The sequence below is a fragment of the Aminobacter sp. DSM 101952 genome, assembly GCF_001424795.1.
Taxonomy (GTDB): domain Bacteria; phylum Pseudomonadota; class Alphaproteobacteria; order Rhizobiales; family Rhizobiaceae; genus Aminobacter; species Aminobacter aganoensis.
The window spans coordinates 82,802-99,910 of the sequence record NZ_LMCL01000006.1 but is presented as its reverse complement, the minus strand read 5'-3'; the positions used below and the strand labels follow the sequence as shown (position 1 = coordinate 99,910).

Here is a 17,109-nt window from a genome sequence, read left to right as displayed (position 1 = left end):
TGCGATTGGTCGTGTGCGCGGAGGCGAACCTCCGCGCGGCGACGCTAGTCCTTGTAGAAATCAAACCAGCTGTTCGCGTTAGGTGTGTACCAAGAGTAGCCCTTCACGTTGCTCCGTGTCGCGAGCTGGTAGCCAGGATTCATCAGGAATATCCAAGGCGCAGATTCAACTGTAATTTGCTGCACTCGACGCATATCCTCGAGGCGCTTCGGCTCGTCGATGCTGGTGAGACTGGAGTCGATCAGCTTGTCGACTTCCTCGGTCTTGAAGCGGGGATAGTTAATGAGCGAGGCACTGTTGAGCCACAGATTGGCGACATAGGCGGCATCGGGAACGATCGCCATATCGCGAAAGAAGTACATGGGGATCTTGCCGTTGCTATAGCGCTCCACCAAGGTCGAGGCCGGCAATTTCGACAGGGTGACTTCGATGCCAGCCTTAGCCAGGGCACTCTTCAGAATGACCGCGATTTCTTCCTCGATCTGATCGCCGGTGCGATAGCCGAGCTCGGTTTTGAAGCCGTCCGGATAGCCGGCCTCAGTGAGCAGCGCCTTGGCTTTCACCGGGTCCGTTGAATACTGGAAATATTCGTCGGTGAAACCGGGGTAGATTTCGGAGATGGGGCTTTTTGTCATGCGCGCAGTATCGAAATAGACCGCCTTCAGAATGCCCTCACGAGGAACCAGATAGTTTAGCGCCTGACGCACCTTCACATTCGAGAAGGGCTCCATTTCGTTGTTCATTTCCACGCGATGGATGTAGTTCCCGAAGACCTTCCAAACCTTTACGCTCGGCATTTTTTCGACCAGCGAGAGCTCACGAGGCAGCAGATATTCGGCGACATCGACAGACCCCGCCTGCAAGGCCGCAACGCGGTTCGCAGACGTGGGCATCTCCCGGAAAATGACCTTCTTGAGGCGGGGCTCGCCGCGATAGTACTTGGCGTTGGCTTCATACACGACTTCCTGGCCCGGCGTGTACTTGGTCACACCGTACGGGCCAAAGGAAGCAGAATGGGTCGCAAGCCAGGTCGAAGCCCACGGATCCTCGTTGGTAATATGCTTCTTCATCTCGGTCGCATCGAGAATGCCCAGGTCATTGTTGACCCAGAGACGGTCAATTAGCGGCGACGAATTGGGGATTGTGACCTTGACCGTATGCTCGTCGACCTTAGCGAAGGCCTGTTCGAAAGATTCGATCTTGAGAACCTGCGTCATGTACCAACGGAAGTTCGCCTTCAGCTGCCAACCGCGTTCGAACGACCACATCACGTCGTCGGCAGTGAGTGGATTGCCGGCGGTGCTGACGGCGTCTTTGCGCAGGTGGAAGGTAATCGACGTCTTGTCGTCCGACACGTCCCAGCTTTCTGCGAGAGCACCTACGATTTTGCTGAAATCTTCATAGACTATGCCATCGTCCCCGGTTTTCGATGCATAGGCGAGAAGGCGTTCGTAGATATTGCGGCGGGCTTCGTGGCCGGCCTCGGTCGGAGGATATTCCTGATCAAGCGATTCCGGGGTCCGGGGACCCGCAACAATCAGCGTAGTCGAAGCGTCCTGCGCGAAAGCCGGCACTGAGGCTGCCGCAGCTAAAGCAATGATGGTGCCAGAAAGAAGATTTGCTGATGACCGGAAAATAGCGCCCAAGGCTCCACTCTCCAAGAAACTTGTCTTGCCCATTGGTTCCTCCCAATTGTTTGCCACGCACCACGAAGCGTAGCGACTTCCCATTCTGATGCAGCAAGCCCAAGCCATCCTGAGCCATGTCTGCTTCCATGCGATGCGGATTAGCGCGGCACCGGCGAAGCCCCAACTGCCGCATTCCTCCTCGCCTTGCAGCTATTTGCACTGTGCTCTACATTGTGCACAATAAAACTGAGGAGCTCACAGCCTCTTGTCAAGGCAAAAATGAAAGCCCAAACTTAAAGCCGTTACAAACAACGAACGCCGAACAAGGCAAGCCGCTGGCACCAAAGGAATATCGGCGGAGCCGAAAACCCGCCTTTAGAGAATGACGATGAATGAAGCGAAGCCCATAGGCGCAGATTTTGAGCCGGCGGACACAGGCAGCGTAGGAGATGGCAAGCTCCCTCTGCTTGAAAAGTCGCGCGGTAGGACGGAAGCAGAAATCCGGCGGCGGATACTGCAGGCGATCTTTGAACAGCGACTCCCAGCAGGCGAATCTATTACGGAAGAGCAACTTGCCGCTACATTCGATGTCAGCAGGACTGTTGTACGCCAAGCCGTTGCGAGGCTGGCGCAGGACGGGATTTTGGTGAAGTCCCCAAACAAGGGTACTACCGTCGCCTCACCTAGCCGGAAGGAGGCGCGCGATATCCTTTTCGTGCGACGGTTAGTCGAACCGGAGATCGTGCGGGTTTTGGCCTCGGCACCACACAAGTTCGGGTTAGTCGAATTGAGGAAGCACATCGCGGAGGAGAATGAAGCTCGGCTCGCGGGTCAGCGCGGCACTCTTGTCCGCTTGACGGGGGAATTTCATCTTTTACTTGCTGAACTCTCAGGAAATCAGGTTCTGCGCAGACTAATGACCCAGTTGCAGACGCTGACCTGCCTCGCAGTCTTGTTATATGCCGAGCACGACGACGCCTGTCCCCGCGACGAACACTTGCGCATCGTTGATGCCATTGCGGCAGGTGACGGAGCCGCCGCCGCGCAAGAAATGCTGAGGCATCTGACCCATGTCGAGAAGGATTTAAAGCTCGATAGGGCGACCCCGGAGTCGTCGTTCGACGACGCAATGGGCTGGCTCCGTGGAGCTTCCGACAGATAGACTATGCCGTCGGTTGCGGGCGGATTCCTGTCATTGGCGACATTCGATTGCACGCCCTCGGTGGATATTCACCATTTCCTTATGCTTGAAATTGTCGTGCGCCACTCTCCGATCGAAAAAGCCTGCCGGCCCATGATATTTTAAGCTTGAAGTACCATGATTCCTGTGACACGTTTTATGACGCAACGGAATGGGGCAGGTGCGCTTTTGCCCGCAGCGCGCTTGGCTGGACTGCGGCTACTGCCAGAGACTGTCTGGCCGCGACTGACGGCACAGTTTTAGGCGCCGGCGTGTGGCCCGGAAAGATGGTTTTCCAACTGTGTGCAGGCTGGCATCCGCCGCCTTTGGAACTAACCGCGACGAAATACTCAAGACGGTCGCGGCAACCGCCCTATTCGCTGACCTCGTTGGGATCAAGTCGCAGCTTACCCTCCTTTCCCGCGGAGGTCAGGCGGCAGGGGTGATCCAGTTCGTCCTGCGCCAGATAAAAATTCGCACTGGTCGCAACAAACCGAGTGCAAATCGGGCGATGGCCGACAGGCTCGGCATGCACTAATATTCGCAGGTCACCCGATGGGTTGGCTAGCCAGTTCCGAAGGCGCCACCCGCAGGGCGACGAAGGCGAAACGCGATCGGGATCCGAAAGCACATGGCTATCGCAATCCGCGACCTCTTGCGAGGCAAGGCACGCCTCCTGGCGATCGTCCTCCTGCTTTCCGGTTTTGCCCATTCGGCATTGGCCCAGGATGCCGGGACGTCGCCGCAGGACAAGCTGCGCGAGATCTCTCGCCTGCTCGCCGACCCCGGCGTCGCCGCTTGGCTGGACACTGCCGGAAAAGGCGAGGCCAAGGTTGCGGAGACGCCGGCCGCCGGCGTCGGACCGATGATGCAGACGGGTTACGTCGCCGAAAGGCTCGATGTCGTCCAGCGCCGGATCGAGACCGCGATGCAGGGCAGCATGGAGCTTGGCAGCGGCGCCCGTACCGCCCTGATGCGGCTTCGGGCCGAAGTCACCGAGCGTGGGCTACTGCGCCTCTTTGCCCTCCTGCTCCTCGTGCCCGTGCTCGCCATCGGCTTCGAACGGTTGTTCAACCACCTTTCCGGCCGGCATTGGCGCCGCACGGGAGCGGGGCAGCATGCCGATCCAGTGGGCTTGGTGCCGACGGGCCTCCATGCCGCAGGCCAGGCGATCAGCTTTGCCCTCGGCGCCCTGCTGCCGCTCGCCATCGTCGCCTGGCCGCCGCTGCTGCAGCGGACGGCGCTGATCCTGGCGATCGCCGCCCTCGTCACCCGCTTCGGCGGCCTCGTCGGCACCTACATCGTCTGGTTGCTCGAACAGCCGGTCGACCGCCCGCCACCCGCCGCGGAGGCGCTGCCCGTACCGGAACAGACCGGCCCCGCCGAAACGGTCGCCCTGCCGCAAGGCTTGGATGCGGCAGCCTCTCCGGTACAAGCCGTCTCGATGGAGGCCGTGCCGGCGGTGGCCACCGGATCACCGCCCGAACCAGCCGCCGATGCGGTGCTTGCCGGTGACCTTGCGCCCGCGCCGCGCATCACTCCGGAGCGGGCCCGCTACTGGTTCTCGCGGCTCCAGCGTGCCCTTCGCTTCTTCGTCGTCGGCTGGGTCGTGCTGGAACTGATGCGGGTGTTCGGCTTTTCGCAGGGCTCGACGCTGCTCGTCATGTTCGCCTTCGATTTCGGCCTCTTTGCCATTGCCGTCGAGGCGGTCTGGTCGCGCCCCCATCGGTCCGGCCACGGCGAGACGACCCGCAAGATCTGGTCCTGGCTGGCGACGGCCACGATGATCCTGCTGATGGTCGTCTGGATGGCGGGGCTCCACCTCTTGTTCTGGGCAGGCCTGGTTGCGCTCGTGTTGCCTTCGCTCCTGCGGCTGACAACGGCGGTCGTCGCCCGCCTGCACGGTGGCAGCGAGACGCAGCGCCCCACCAGTATGCATTTTGTCATCGGCGAACGCGGCGCGCGGGGCGCTGTCATCATCCTGTGCGCGTGGCTGGTCGCAGCCGCCGCGGGCGTGGATGCCGCCGGAATGATGGGTGCCGGCGAAACGCTGGTTAGCCGCGTCGCCCACGCCATCACCCAGGCCATCGCCGTTCTGCTGGTCGCCGATATCGCCTGGCAGTTCCTGAAGGCCGAGATTTCCGTACGGATGGCCGACGGTCCGCTCGACCGCCGCCTCACCGACGAGGAGCGCGGCCGCAATGCCCGCATCCGCACGCTGCTGCCGATCCTGCGCAATATCCTTGCCATCACCCTTGCAGCCGTCGCCGTCATGATGGTGCTGACCAGCCTCGGCGTCGATATCGGTCCGCTGATCGCCGGCGCCGGCGTCGCGGGTGTCGCCATCGGCTTCGGCGCCCAGACCATCGTCAAGGACCTGATCTCGGGGATTTTCTATCTCTGGGACGACGCCTTCCGCATCGGAGAATATATCGAAACCGGCAAGTACAAGGGTGTGGTCGAGAGTTTTTCGCTGCGCTCGGTCAAGTTGCGCCACCATCGCGGCCCGCTCACCACCGTTCCCTTCGGCGAACTCGGCGCCGTGCAGAACATGAGCCGCGACTGGTCGGTCATCAAGTTCAACCTGTCGGTTACCTATGACACCGACCTCGAAAAACTGCGCAAGGTCATCAAGCGCATCGGCGCTGAAGTTGCCGAAAAGCCGGAATACAAGGACATCCTGCTCGAACCTCTCAAGATGAAGGGCGTCTCGGATTTCGGCGAATACGCCATCGTCGTGCGCGTCGGCTTTACCACCAAGCCGGGCGAGCAGTTCATGATCCGCCGCGAGATCATGAACCGTATCAAGCTCGACTTCAAAGCGAACGGCATCCAATTCGCCACACCCACAGTCCAGGTCGGCGGCCACGCCGGCGACGGCCAGGCTGAGGCAGCGGCGGCCGAAGTCCACCGCCTGCGCCAGGAAACACTCGCCGCCGCGAACCAGGCGACGGCCTGATCACGGCGCCAGAGCGGGAACAGCCGGCTCTCACAGCACCGCGCCGTGCTGATGTCAGGTCAAGCGGTGGTTGAAGTTGCGAACGCATGCCGCTCGACTGGGCGGCGGCACAGACCAATCTTGATACTGCTCGGCGGTCGCGAAGGCGTGCCCGATGAAACTCTAATCTGCCACAAGGCTGCCAAATGCATCGCCGCACCAGCTCGCCTATCTGACCTGAACAACCGTGGCGCCTGAAGCGTCATCTTCGTCGTCATCTTCTCTGCTCACCAAGCCAACCGGCAAATCCCCCACCAGCAGTTTTTCCTTGCTGAGCAGCCCGGCGTCTTCCAGCGCCGCGAAGTCGGGCAGGTCCTGCAGCGTCTCGAAGCCGAACTCCGACAGGAAGGCTTTGGTCGTCACATAGGTGTAGGGCGCTCCGGGCTGCGGCGCGCGCGGACCCGATGCGATGAAGTCCTGGGCACGCAAGGTGGCAATCAGGTCGCGGCTCACCTCCTTGCCGAAAAAAGTCGACACATCAGCGTCAGCGCCTCCGATTGCGACAGCGGGCGGACATCGCCGTCCACGACGGATGCCGCGCGAATGGCATCGGCAAAGGCCCTTTTCGTCCGATGCTGCCAGCCGCCGGCGACCGCCACCAGTTCGTAGGGGCGCCCCGCGAGTTCGGCCCGAATGTCGTCGATGATGAGATCCAGGTTGCAGCCCTTGCCGACAACCCGCGCCAGGATGGCTCGTGGCACAGGCGCGCTTGCCGCAAAGATCACCGCCTCGACCCGCCCCATCCACTCGCGCCAGCGCAGTTCGGGCGGCAGGTGATCCAACTCGATGTCGACCAAACAGCCGCCCGGCCGCGTCTGCTGTCCGCTGTTCCGTTTTGGTCTGCCGGCATCGGTCATCGTCACAGCCCGTAGAGCCGAAAGCTCGAGCGGCCGGAGAGCTCCCGTACCGCTTCGAACGTCTCGAGCCGCTCGAACAGCCGCCGTGCGGCAAAGCGCGACAGGTTGGCGGTCACCAGCGTACCCGGCACGGCGTCGTCATCGAACAGCTTGCGGACCACCTCACCCGCTCCCTTGGCGCGCAACTTCGGCACGACCGACTGCAGCCGGTCGGCGCGGCGGGACATGTCAGCCGCCTGCCGGCAGGCCTCCACTACCGCCTGCCCGAGTGCCAGGCAAAGGGCGCGGCCAAATCCATCGTCAAGAGGCCCTATCCTCTGGCCACGGCCTTCGGCCGAACGAAGTGCGGGAGAAAAGAACTGGGACATCAAAAGCGGCACCGGCCGGGGCCATCGCAGCTTGGCGGCAAGCGTCAAGTCGCCCAACCACCAGGCGAGCCGTTCTGCCGATGGCGCTGCCTGCGTTACGCGTCCCATCACCGCCGCCACGGCAAAGGGTGCCGCCGGTCCGTTTCGAACCAATTCGTCAACCGCTTCGGGCAATCCGGCAAGGCCGTCGTCCCAGCGCAGGCCCAGTTTTTCGACCACCGCTGAAAGGCGTGGCCCATCGATCACCGGGGCGTGCACCGCCAGTAGGCGCCAGGCTGCAAAAAGATTGCCGGCCGGACCGGGATCGTCGTTACCCTTGCGCAGCAACCAGGCGTCGCGCAGCGCCGCCTCGTCCTCGCTGCGTCCGGCTTGCCGGCAGGCATTGGCAGCACATTTCAGGGCGAGCCGCTGGCGCCAGGCACCAGCCCAGACCGGTTCGCTTCGCACCAACTGGTCGAGCGCTTGGAGTGCCGCGCCGGCACAGAATGCTGCCTCGGCGGGATCGGCCACTGATTGCGACGCACGCGCCCAGCCGGGCACGGTCGGCAACGAAGGAGCAAATTCGACGGACGGCATGGGGCGAGTCATGGCGAAGAGCCTAAACCGACCGTGCGGTTTTTACCACCTATTTGCGATACAAACGCACAGCCTGTCATCTCGGAATAAAGAACGATAATGTTGAATTATCGATCATATTGTGTTCCACTGCCGAAATGGCCTCTCACGTCGAGCAGAACCGCAAAAACCGTACTGGACACCACTCCGCTCGACGAGAGCGCACGACCGAGAACGGCGATTTAGACCACGATCGCCCTGACAGCGGCTCGCCGGCAGAAGATCTGCCCGACATCGTCGATGTCGTGATGGCGATGGGGCGGCAGATTGATGATGTCCGCGTGCCCCTGTCCGACGGACCATCCCCTGCCCTGCAGCCCGCCGAAACTAAGTTCGCCGGCCAGATGCCTGCACATCTCGGCGATCTCACCGAGCGAGCGCGCGGTTATGTCGAGGCGGCGAGTTCCGCCAACACCCGTAGGGCCTATGCCGCTGACTGGAAGCATTTTTCCGACTGGGCCCGGCGCCAGGGTTTTTCGCTCATGCCGCCCGACCCACAGGTCGTCGGTCTCTACATCACCGCCCTGGCCTCCGGCTCCGCTTCAGGCGGCGACAAGAAGTCCGTGTCGACGATCGAACGGCGGCTGTCGTCGCTGGGCTGGAACTATGCCCAACGCGGCCTTTCTCTCGAGAGAAAGCATCGCGCCGTCGCCACCGTCATGGCCGGTATCAGAAACAGCCATGCCCGCCCGCCCCGGCAGAAGGAGGCGATCCTGCCGGAGGATCTGATGGCCATGCTCGAAACGCTGGATCGTGGCACGTTGCGGGGCCTGCGCGACCGCGCCATGCTGCTCATCGGTTTCACCGGCGCCCTGCGCCGCTCCGAGATCGTCGGTCTCGATTGCGGTCGTGACCAGACATCGGATGGCCGAGGCTGGATCGAGATCTTCCCCGAAAAGGGCCTGTTGGTGACCCTGAGGGGAAAAACCGGTTGGCGCGAGGTCGAGATCGGCCGTGGCTCGTCCGACATCACCTGCCCCTTGGTCGCGCTGCAAACCTGGCTGAATCTTGCCCGCATCGCCCATGGCCCGCTGTTCCGCCGCGTTACCGGACAGGGCAAGCACGTCGGCGCCGAACGGCTCAACGATCAGGAAGTTGCCCGTCTCGTCAGGCGTACGGCGCTCGCCGCCGGCGTGCGCGGCGATCTGGCCGAAGGTGAGCGTGCCACGCTTTTCGCCGGCCATTCGCTGCGGGCCGGGCTGGCCTCGTCGGCAGAGGTCGAGGAACGCTATATCCAGAAGCAGCTCGGCCATGCCAGCGCCGAAATGACCCGCAAATATCAGCGTCGCCGCGACCGGTTCCGCGTCAACCTGACCAAGGCAAGCGGGCTCTAAAACAGTTTATCCTGCTTCGTTCAACGCAGGTCAGAATTCCCAAGGGGAGATCAAGACGAGGCCCGTTGCGCCAAAATCGCTCTGATTTCGCGTGGCCAGTTGGCCACCGTTAACCTGCGCGATCGCCGCGATCATTCCATCAGGCCCTGACATGGGGCGGCCTTGGCGTGACGCAGCACCCATGATTTCCCCATAGGCCAGCGCCGCCTCCTCTGTTAGCCCGAAGATTCGGTCGGCAAAGCGTCGTCGCCAATCTGACAGTCCAGACGATCGGCGCGCTGGTCTGGCCTGATCTTCTGAATGCCAAAGGCAATTTCGGCTATCGTCACGGTTGGTAGCGCCAGTTCGGCATCGTGCCGGATCAACCATGCGATCACGGCTCATTCGGCGACTTCTTCAGAGTCTCTGAGACGACGTACGTATCGACAAAAATTACAGATCGACGCCCTGATGCGGATGCCGATGTGCACGAATTGTGGCCTCAAGGTCAATGTCGGTGCCAGATTGCGCACTCAGTCGGGTGTAGAAGGCCAACGCTGGTTCACGCCCTGCTTCGCGCACTTCGTAGGATTCGAGGGCACGTTCCACGACTTCGGCGATCGTACGGTTTTCACGTCGGGCAAGCCTATGCGCCAAGTCGCGAGCCCGAGCGCTCCTTATCAAAAGTTGTGGTTCAGCCATGGCCGGCCTCCTTTCACGGCATATAGCGCGTGCGCTATTAGCAAGATGGCAGAAGATGGCAAGACACCTCCCTCATCACCCGGTTCGTGCCTGGCCCCCTCCCCTGCCGCGCAGCAAAGCCATCAGCACCGGCCCGATGGAAAACTCGCCAGCCCGTGCCTTTGCGGTCAGGCTGCGCAGGTAGCCGCCGGGGCTGGCAATCGCCTCACCCTTCTGCAGCATCGCCGCCACCATGATCGCGGCATCCACCGCCCCCATTGCCTCGCAAGCCTGGTTCCACGCATCCGGGCTCACGCCGAGTGCGCCGCGCACCAGATTTGCCGTCTCCACCAGATCCGCCCAGCCCGAAATGCCGTTTCGTGCGTAATCGGCAATGTCAGGGCAGGCGCGCAACACCATGCCAAGCGGATATCCCGTCGGCGGCTGGCTCCTGGTTTCCGGCATTTGCGCCACGCTTGCCCCCTGGTCTTCTTCGAGGCCGGGTTCAAGTTCATGGGGTTGTGTATTTGAATTCTGTATGTGGCGCTCGAAATGAGACTCATTGGCGCTTGTTTTCTGTGATTTAACGTGGCTTTCCAACGCGTTACGCACCTCCTGGGCGAGCGCAGCCAGTTCTGTGGCTACCGGTTCCAGCTCAAGCCGGCTCGCGGTGCGCGGAATCTGCGCGACAATCCCACGATATTCGAGGTGCAGGCGCTGCCAGTCGGCCGCAATGCCCTCTTCCAGGCCGAACGAGATCATCTTGGCAATGTCCCGGCGCAGGATGGTGATGCGCTCGCGCAAAAGCTGGAGGGCGCGCCTCTCGGCTCTGACGGCTTCGGCCATGCGTTCGAACTCTTCGGCGCGTGCGAGAAGCGGCGTCACGTCGAAGCCGAAGGCCTGTTCGATCTCGCCACCTGCCCCCTTGCGGGCGTAGCGTTTGCCGTTGGGGCTGTCGCGGCGGACAACCAGGCCGCAGTCCACGAGCACGGACAGATGTCGCCTCAGCGTCGCCGGCGCCATGCCGTGCGCACGAAGCGCCAGTTGCGCGTTGGAGGGAAACACCACGAGCCCCTCCCCTTCGACGAGATCCGTGTCGGGATGGAAGGTCAGCAGCGCATTGAGCACGGCCAGGGCGCGATCGCTGGCGCCCAGCAAACCCTTGGCCTCGCACACGGCACGAAACACCTGCCACTTGTTGGCGCTGGCGCCCGGCGCACAGCTGTCGGCCGCCAATTGCCCTGCCACCATGGCAAGCGACAGCGACCGCCGCCCAAAGGGCGTCGTCGAGATATGCTCGATCATAGTTCCTTCGCCTTTCAATCAGGCAAAAGAAATCTGCTCACCGTTTCGGTGCCATGACTCTTGACAGTGATTCGGGGAAATGCGATTCTCTAGTTGCTAAACCAATGAGAAGGGCTTCCACGACGGCAACGTTTGGGGGCCTTTTTCTTTTGCGATCAGTCTCCTGTTTTCACTTTCCCAGACTCCCTGTACGCCTCGTAAAGGCGCTCGAGGTTCTCTGAAATCCAGCCGCCAAATCCGGCGGCGTCCTTGTCTTTAAGAGCAAGGGTATAGGTCTTGCCGGCCGCCTTTGCGGTCACGCTCACCATTTTGTCCGTGGCTACCCAACGCTCAGCTTGAGCGGGTGGCTTGGATGGTTTTTTCGTGAGTTCTCCGAACACTGCCTGGAACCTGGAATCGCTCGGCGCTTCCCTGACTTGAGCTTGAGAGAGATAGGTGAGAAGCGCGGGCAGTGCCGACGGCTTCATGATCTCCGCCAGTTCCGTCCAGCGGCGGCGGCCCACTTCGGGAGCAGGGCCTATTGCCTCGATCAATTCAAGCGGGATCTCGCGCACGACACTGATCAGCTTGGATACCGCTGTTTTCTCGATGCCGAGCGCAGACATGATGACATCGCGCGAAAAAGAACGGTCCTCAAGGCGGGCCGCAAAGAGCGCGCGTTCGATGAAGGACAAATTTGCCCGCGCATTGTTTTCCTGACCTTGGCTTACGATCAATTCGTCGTCCGACAGGTTCCGCACGACAGCCCGAACCTTGAGGCCAAGCTGCGAGACCGCGGCCAACCGGCGATGTCCGTAAGCCACCTGGAAGCGTCCCTTGGCATCGGGATGCGGACGGACAAGGATCGGCACCTGCTGGCCATGGTCCCTGATCTGTTCGACAAGTTGAGCGAGTTCAACAGGATCCATGGTCAAGCGGTCGCGAACAATCGATGCGTCGACAAGGGCAGCATCGAGTTCGACGACCGTTTGGCCTTCAGCCATTTGACGCTCGAGATCTTGGACGCGCTCCACCTTCTGTGTGATATTGCCAAGCGTCTTCGCAATGCCACCAATCGGAGCGTTGGCTCGCGGGGCAGAAGCAGCCAGGCCTGCGATCGGCCGTGATGCCGCCAGCGGTTCAGCAGGCCGCAAGAGAGCCGTGCTTTCGGATACTTCGATGAGGTTCTTCCGAGCCATTATTTCCGGCTCCAAGTGCTCTTGAGGAGGGTCTCAATTTCCGAGTTGACCTGGTTGAGCGACTCCATCGCCCGGTCATACGTGCCTCGGGTGAACTGAGCTCTGTCAACTTCGTAAAGGGTCTGCTTGGTCACGCCTGCATCGGAGATCGCCGTCGACTTGAGCATGGGATACTGAAGCATACGGTTGCCGAAGATCGCTCGCATGAAACCTGTCATCTGACTTTGTGGCCCATCATTGGGTTCAAAGCGGGTAACGAGGTAGCGCATCCAGTCGTAACTCGTGCGGCCGCCTGCGTTCTCGACCACGGCCATTAGTTCACTGGTCATAGCCAGGAACTGGCTCATCGACATGACGTCAAGCATTTGCGGGTGTACTGTGATCAGCACCGAAGTTGCCGCGCACAGCGCCGACATTGTCAGAAAACCCAATTGCGGCGGGCAATCAATGACAACGATATCGTAAAGGCTCTCAATAGGTGCAAGAGCCTCACCGATACGGGCAAAAAACATCGACTCTGCTGTGCCGGAAGCAATGGCCGTCGGGGTTTCGTGTTCGAACTCCATCAGTTCAAGATTACCAGGAACAATATGGAGATTGGGTGTGTAGGTAGCCCGGACGATATCGGCGATCGAACGTGGCTCGTCATATCGGATGGCGCCGTAGAGGGTCTCTCCTTCGCCAACATCCAATTCGGGTTGATGCCCAAACAGTGCGGAAAGCGATGCCTGCGGATCGAGGTCGATCGCGAGCACCCGATATCCGCGTATGGCCAGATACTGGGCAAGATGAGCGGAGGTTGTGGTCTTGGCTGATCCGCCCTTGAAGTTCATCACGGCGACGACCTGGAGCTTCTCGCCAGCCCGGCGTATGGGCACGTATTTCTGAGTGCTGTTCTTTTCGTCAAGGCTGGCCCGGATTCGGTCCATGTCCTCAGGGGAATAGACGCGCCGGCCATTGGCCAAGGGCTCAGGCCCATGGCCTTCGGATGCGACCTGTCGAAGATACCCCTCGCCTATCCCGATATAGTAGGCTGCCTCGGCAGGCGTAAACTGCCTGATCGTCTTCTGGGACGTAGGAGGAAATATCTTCTGCTGATGGAGCTGCAACTGCCGTGACAGTTCCCGCGAATCCGCGGACAACATCGACGGAAGGTGCTCCTGCTCTTGGTGTATCCTGCTCTGCAACATCCCTGAACCTTGAACTACGCATTTCGCGAAAGAAAAAGCCAAACTGCGCAGTTACAATATGGCCCGATTCGTGAAGATTTGACAAACGCTTAACCATAACGCCCCCCGAGGCGTCATGCCGCTTCGACCTGCCCCCTTCACGATCAATCCAGGCCAGGCCTTACAGTTGCCTTCGGACGCCTGCCCTCCAGAACACTCGATTACCCGACGCCTTCACCGCAAAGGCTTTTCCATCTCCTGTAGCGGCATTCCACTTCCTTCTTGCTGACGGGCAAGGCACTCATAGGCCTTCGCTCATCGCTTAGTCGCCAAAAGTTGCCCGCGGGCAACTCGCATCGCCAAAAGTTGCCCGCGGGCAACTCGAATTGCCAAAAGTTGCCCGCGGGCAACTCGCATCCAAGACAAAACACTAAGCTGTCTTTGGTCGACAGACCCGGCCTGCCTAGTCGTCAACCATTCGCGATCGGATATGCACTTAAACCGTCAGAGAAGTTGCCCGCGGGCAACTCGACGTCCCGATGAACATCGCGGTCACGTCCTACAAACACCATCCTCAAATTTGACGAGGCGACTTCCGCACTGAAGCACCTATGTTGCGCAAGTTTTCAACCTGGCTGGCGACAATGTCCGACCCCACCTTCGCAACTGTTGACGATAAGGTGCCAAGAACCGGAACAGGCCACGCGATCGGCCATCACGGAGAATTGCTGCAGGGCGTATTCCAAGGACATGGCAAGCGACTTATTCGCGGACTGATTACCTTGCCCCTTCCCGCTCTCAGCACCAATGCCCGATTTGTTCCATCGAGCGGTGGAACGGTACGCGTCCAGCCGTCGGGGAAGACGAAAGCGCGCAGAGCTGCAAAACTTGCCTTGCAACGGCTCGGCCACAGTCAACTCGGCGGAGACCTGCTCATCGAAAGCTCCATCCCCGTTGGCTTTGGATATGGTTCGTCCACCGCCGATGTTGTTGCCTCCATACGCGCAGTCGTATCCGCGTGCTCGGCCTTCTTGCGTCCGGCAACCATCGGCAGGCTGGCTGTAGCAGCTGAACTCGCTAGCGACTCCACGGTGTTCGGCGACGAGGCCGTCTTGTTTGCGCAGAGAGAGGGGACCGTAATTGAACCGTTGGGCGGATCCTTCCCGCCACTCTACCTACTCAGCCTGGGACACAGGTCGGCATCAGTCGTCGACACACTCAAGCTCCCGAGGGCCCGATACACCAGCGCGCAGATCTTGCAGTTCAGCGTTATCCGTGGACTGGCACGCCACGCCATCGAACATCAGGACGCCGCCTTGCTCGGCCGTGTCGCCACCGCCAGCGCCACAATCAGCCAACAATATCTACCCCAAGCCGGCTTTGAAACCGCGCTGCAATTGAGCAGGCTGCACGAAGCCTGTGGAGTGCAGGTATCGCATAGCGGTTCGCTTATAGGGATTCTGTTTGACGCTTCCAAACCAGAGGCGCGTCGTCATTTGACGAGTGCGGCCCGCGCCGCTCAAGCCGAAGGGTTCGGTGCCGTGTCAGCTTATTCCGTTTTCAGCGACGGGGTGCAGCCATGAATTCCTTCCTCGAGGCCTATGAGACGCCGAGACTCTTCCATCTAGCACCCAATCTGATCGCCGCCAGCTTTGCGCTGATGAAGCTGATGCCGGCACGTCTGATGCTAGATCGTGCAGAGCAAGAAGGAGCACTCGACAAGGGCGCGCGCATCATAGAGTCGTCATCTGGATCATTAGGTCTAGCGCTGGCCATGTTGGCCGCGGAGCGGAACTATCCATTGACCTTGGTCACCGCGTCGAGCCTGATCGATCTGCCCTTCGCTGCGCGAATCCGCCAACTCGGCGCCAAGTTGATTGTGAATGAAGATCCGTCGGCGTCGGGTGACCAGTGGGGTCGCCTTTCAATCATCGAAAAGCTCATCGCCCAAAGGCCAGGCACGTATTGGCCAAGACAATACGACAATCCCGACAATCCAGCTTCCTATGCGCGGTTAGCAGAATTGCTGGTCCGCGCAAACGGACAGATCGATTGCCTCGTCGGCACTGTAGGTTCGGGAGGCTCGTTGTGCGGCACCGCTGGCTTTCTAAGATCGGTTTTCCCCGATCTCCATGTCATCGCAGTTGACACCAATCGCAGCGCACTTTTCGGGCATCGCCCTGGCGCTCGTCTTCTTCGCGGTCTCGGCAACAGCCTGGTACCAGCAAACCTTCGTCATAACGAGATCGATGAAGTCCACTGGATCGGTGCGTTTCAGGCCTTCATGGCTACCCGACACCTCAACACCATGTTCGGAGCTTATCTAGGTCCGACAAGCGGTGCCGCCGCGCTGGTAGCTCAATGGTATGCGAGCCGAAATCCCACGGCATCAACCGCAGTCATATTACCCGATGAGGGAGGTCGATATCAGCAGACCGTCTACAATGACGAATGGCTGAGCAGTCTCGCCGGCTGGCCGGTTTGCGAACTGCGCAGCCCCCAGAGGCTGGACCGGCCGCAGGAACACGGCGAGGGCAGTTGGACGATGCTGGATTGGCAACGGCGAATGCTAGTGAACAAAATGGCAGAAGCTACGAAAGACGACCTGTCCCGAAATATCGCCAAGCCTCCTCGGTCGACCCAAACGGGGAGGGGAGACTGACGTTTGAACTTCGATCCAGATCTTTGAGACCACTTGCGGTCAAGACGGCTACGACCCGATCAGAACGCTTGATGATCTCCCGCCTTCGAGCCCAGGCTATGGCAGCCACAGGCAACACAGAGGCAAGCTCCGCAAAGACCCCCTCTTTCTCGGCGATGCTTTCCTGAAGCTCTATCATTCCGTCGTTGCCGATGGGAACTGCCAGCCCTTTGGATTCACGAAGTGCGCAAAGCGCCTGATATGTGCTTTGAGCAGCGCCGACCGAGACTGCCAATGTTTGAAAGCCAGGACTCAGTGCGTGAATTCTGTCGCCGCCATGCGAAAGCGCATGCGCGAGCGAGCCGTGGACTTCTGCAGCAATGAGCCGGGGAAGCCGATCTGTTACTCCCTCCCGCTGGAGCTCCTTGAAGCCAAGCCAGAGCCCTGACAAGGCGTCACCGTAACAGACCGGCAGTGCACACCAATCAGGGACCTCGCCATTGGACTGCTCGACTATTTCATAAGCGAGTGTCTTGTATCCCTCGATACCTACCGGATGACTACCAACCACCGGCGCCAGAAATGGCGAACATGCCCACCAATTATGTCGCGCAATCCCCTCCTGTAAGAACCGCCAGCGGTCAGGTTTGGAAGAGAAGGGGACAATTTGCGCCCCGTATTTTGCAATCTGTTGCACCATGGGTGTGGCTGCACCTGCAAAAGTCGCCACCACGCATTTAAGCCCGGCTCGTGCCGCGTAGGCTGCCAACGAAGCGCCGGCGTTTCCCGACGAGGCCGTGGCGACGATTTTCGAGCCGCGCAAGCGCGCCATCGATACCGCTAGCGTCGAAAAACGATCCTTGTGCGACCATGTCGGGTTGCGCCCCTCATCCTTCAACCAAAGGCGCGGTATGTCGACCGTCAGGCCGAGTTTTTCTGCCGAGAGCAGGGGTGTCAGTCCCTCTCCAAGAGACACCGCCTGATCATACGAACAGGGGAGGCGTCTTTGAAATCGCCAAAGAGAGCTGGCAGGTGCGTAACCACGGTCCAATGCACCAGATTGCGGAACCACTACCTGAAGGTTTGAAGGAGCTTCGTGATGGCATCGCGGACAACCTCGCGAGTCGATGACCAACGAATGCGGAAACCTGCTCGAGCAACGCAGGCACTGATACG

12 protein-coding genes and 2 pseudogenes are annotated in these 17,109 nt (G+C 60.5%); 5 read left to right on the top strand and 9 right to left on the bottom strand.

Annotated elements, in window-relative coordinates; all coding sequences use genetic code 11:
* Nucleotides 1-44: 44 nt before the first annotated feature.
* Nucleotides 45-1,679, bottom strand: a complete 1,635-nt coding sequence (locus ASC75_RS07735; protein ID WP_082496454.1) for an ABC transporter substrate-binding protein — start codon at nucleotides 1,677-1,679, stop codon at nucleotides 45-47.
* A gap of 337 nt (nucleotides 1,680-2,016) precedes the next feature.
* Between ASC75_RS07735 and ASC75_RS07730 the strand changes: the two genes are divergently transcribed.
* Nucleotides 2,017-2,790 carry a GntR family transcriptional regulator gene (locus ASC75_RS07730; RefSeq protein ID WP_082496467.1) on the top strand — a complete coding sequence of 258 codons (774 nt, stop codon included), beginning with the start codon at nucleotides 2,017-2,019 and terminating at the stop codon, nucleotides 2,788-2,790.
* A gap of 649 nt (nucleotides 2,791-3,439) precedes the next feature.
* Nucleotides 3,440-5,767 (top strand): mechanosensitive ion channel family protein, encoded by a 2,328-nt coding sequence (locus ASC75_RS07720; protein ID WP_055972592.1) that lies wholly within the window; start codon nucleotides 3,440-3,442, stop codon nucleotides 5,765-5,767.
* Between the two features lie 207 nt (nucleotides 5,768-5,974).
* Here ASC75_RS07720 and ASC75_RS07715 read toward each other — a convergent pair.
* Nucleotides 5,975-6,663 (bottom strand): annotated as a pseudogene (locus ASC75_RS07715) (SMC-Scp complex subunit ScpB).
* A 2-nt stretch (nucleotides 6,664-6,665) separates the two neighbouring features.
* Nucleotides 6,666-7,607, bottom strand: a complete 942-nt coding sequence (locus tag ASC75_RS07710) for a DUF1403 family protein (RefSeq protein WP_244487779.1) — start codon at nucleotides 7,605-7,607, stop codon at nucleotides 6,666-6,668.
* Between the two features lie 137 nt (nucleotides 7,608-7,744).
* Here ASC75_RS07710 and ASC75_RS07705 point away from each other — a divergent pair, with 137 nt between their 5' ends.
* Nucleotides 7,745-8,980, top strand: a complete 1,236-nt coding sequence (locus ASC75_RS07705) for a site-specific integrase (protein ID WP_082496453.1) — start codon at nucleotides 7,745-7,747, stop codon at nucleotides 8,978-8,980.
* 30 nt (nucleotides 8,981-9,010) lie between these two features.
* On the opposite strand, the pseudogene ASC75_RS07700 reads toward ASC75_RS07705, so the two are convergent.
* The 5 genes and pseudogenes from ASC75_RS07700 to repA form a co-directional block, all read right to left on the bottom strand.
* A pseudogene (locus ASC75_RS07700) lies at nucleotides 9,011-9,413 on the bottom strand (type II toxin-antitoxin system VapC family toxin).
* The gene (locus ASC75_RS25340) at nucleotides 9,413-9,661 is read right to left on the bottom strand and encodes a type II toxin-antitoxin system VapB family antitoxin (protein ID WP_082496452.1); all 249 of its coding nucleotides are present in this window, start codon (nucleotides 9,659-9,661) and stop codon (nucleotides 9,413-9,415) included. Before ASC75_RS25340 ends, ASC75_RS07700 begins: the two are co-directional and overlap by 1 nt.
* A gap of 75 nt (nucleotides 9,662-9,736) precedes the next feature.
* Nucleotides 9,737-10,945 carry a plasmid replication protein RepC gene (gene repC / locus ASC75_RS07695; RefSeq protein WP_055972581.1) on the bottom strand — a complete coding sequence of 403 codons (1,209 nt, stop codon included), beginning with the start codon at nucleotides 10,943-10,945 and terminating at the stop codon, nucleotides 9,737-9,739.
* A gap of 155 nt (nucleotides 10,946-11,100) precedes the next feature.
* The gene (repB, locus tag ASC75_RS07690) at nucleotides 11,101-12,123 is read right to left on the bottom strand and encodes a plasmid partitioning protein RepB (protein WP_055972578.1); all 1,023 of its coding nucleotides are present in this window, start codon (nucleotides 12,121-12,123) and stop codon (nucleotides 11,101-11,103) included.
* A complete protein-coding gene (gene repA, locus ASC75_RS07685) occupies nucleotides 12,123-13,313 on the bottom strand; it encodes a plasmid partitioning protein RepA (protein WP_055972575.1) in 1,191 nt (396 codons plus the stop codon). Before repA ends, repB begins: the two co-directional genes overlap by 1 nt.
* A 590-nt stretch (nucleotides 13,314-13,903) precedes the next feature.
* Between repA and ASC75_RS07680 the strand changes: the two genes are divergently transcribed.
* Nucleotides 13,904-14,875 (top strand): kinase, encoded by a 972-nt coding sequence (locus ASC75_RS07680; protein ID WP_156381153.1) that lies wholly within the window; start codon nucleotides 13,904-13,906, stop codon nucleotides 14,873-14,875.
* Nucleotides 14,872-15,954, top strand: a complete 1,083-nt coding sequence (locus tag ASC75_RS07675) for a pyridoxal-phosphate dependent enzyme (protein ID WP_055972572.1) — start codon at nucleotides 14,872-14,874, stop codon at nucleotides 15,952-15,954. Before ASC75_RS07680 ends, ASC75_RS07675 begins: the two co-directional genes overlap by 4 nt.
* Here ASC75_RS07675 and ASC75_RS25335 read toward each other — a convergent pair.
* The gene (locus ASC75_RS25335) at nucleotides 15,884-16,909 is read right to left on the bottom strand and encodes a pyridoxal-phosphate dependent enzyme (RefSeq protein ID WP_348271282.1); all 1,026 of its coding nucleotides are present in this window, start codon (nucleotides 16,907-16,909) and stop codon (nucleotides 15,884-15,886) included. The genes ASC75_RS07675 and ASC75_RS25335 overlap by 71 nt on opposite strands.
* Between the last annotated feature and the right edge of the window lie 200 nt (nucleotides 16,910-17,109).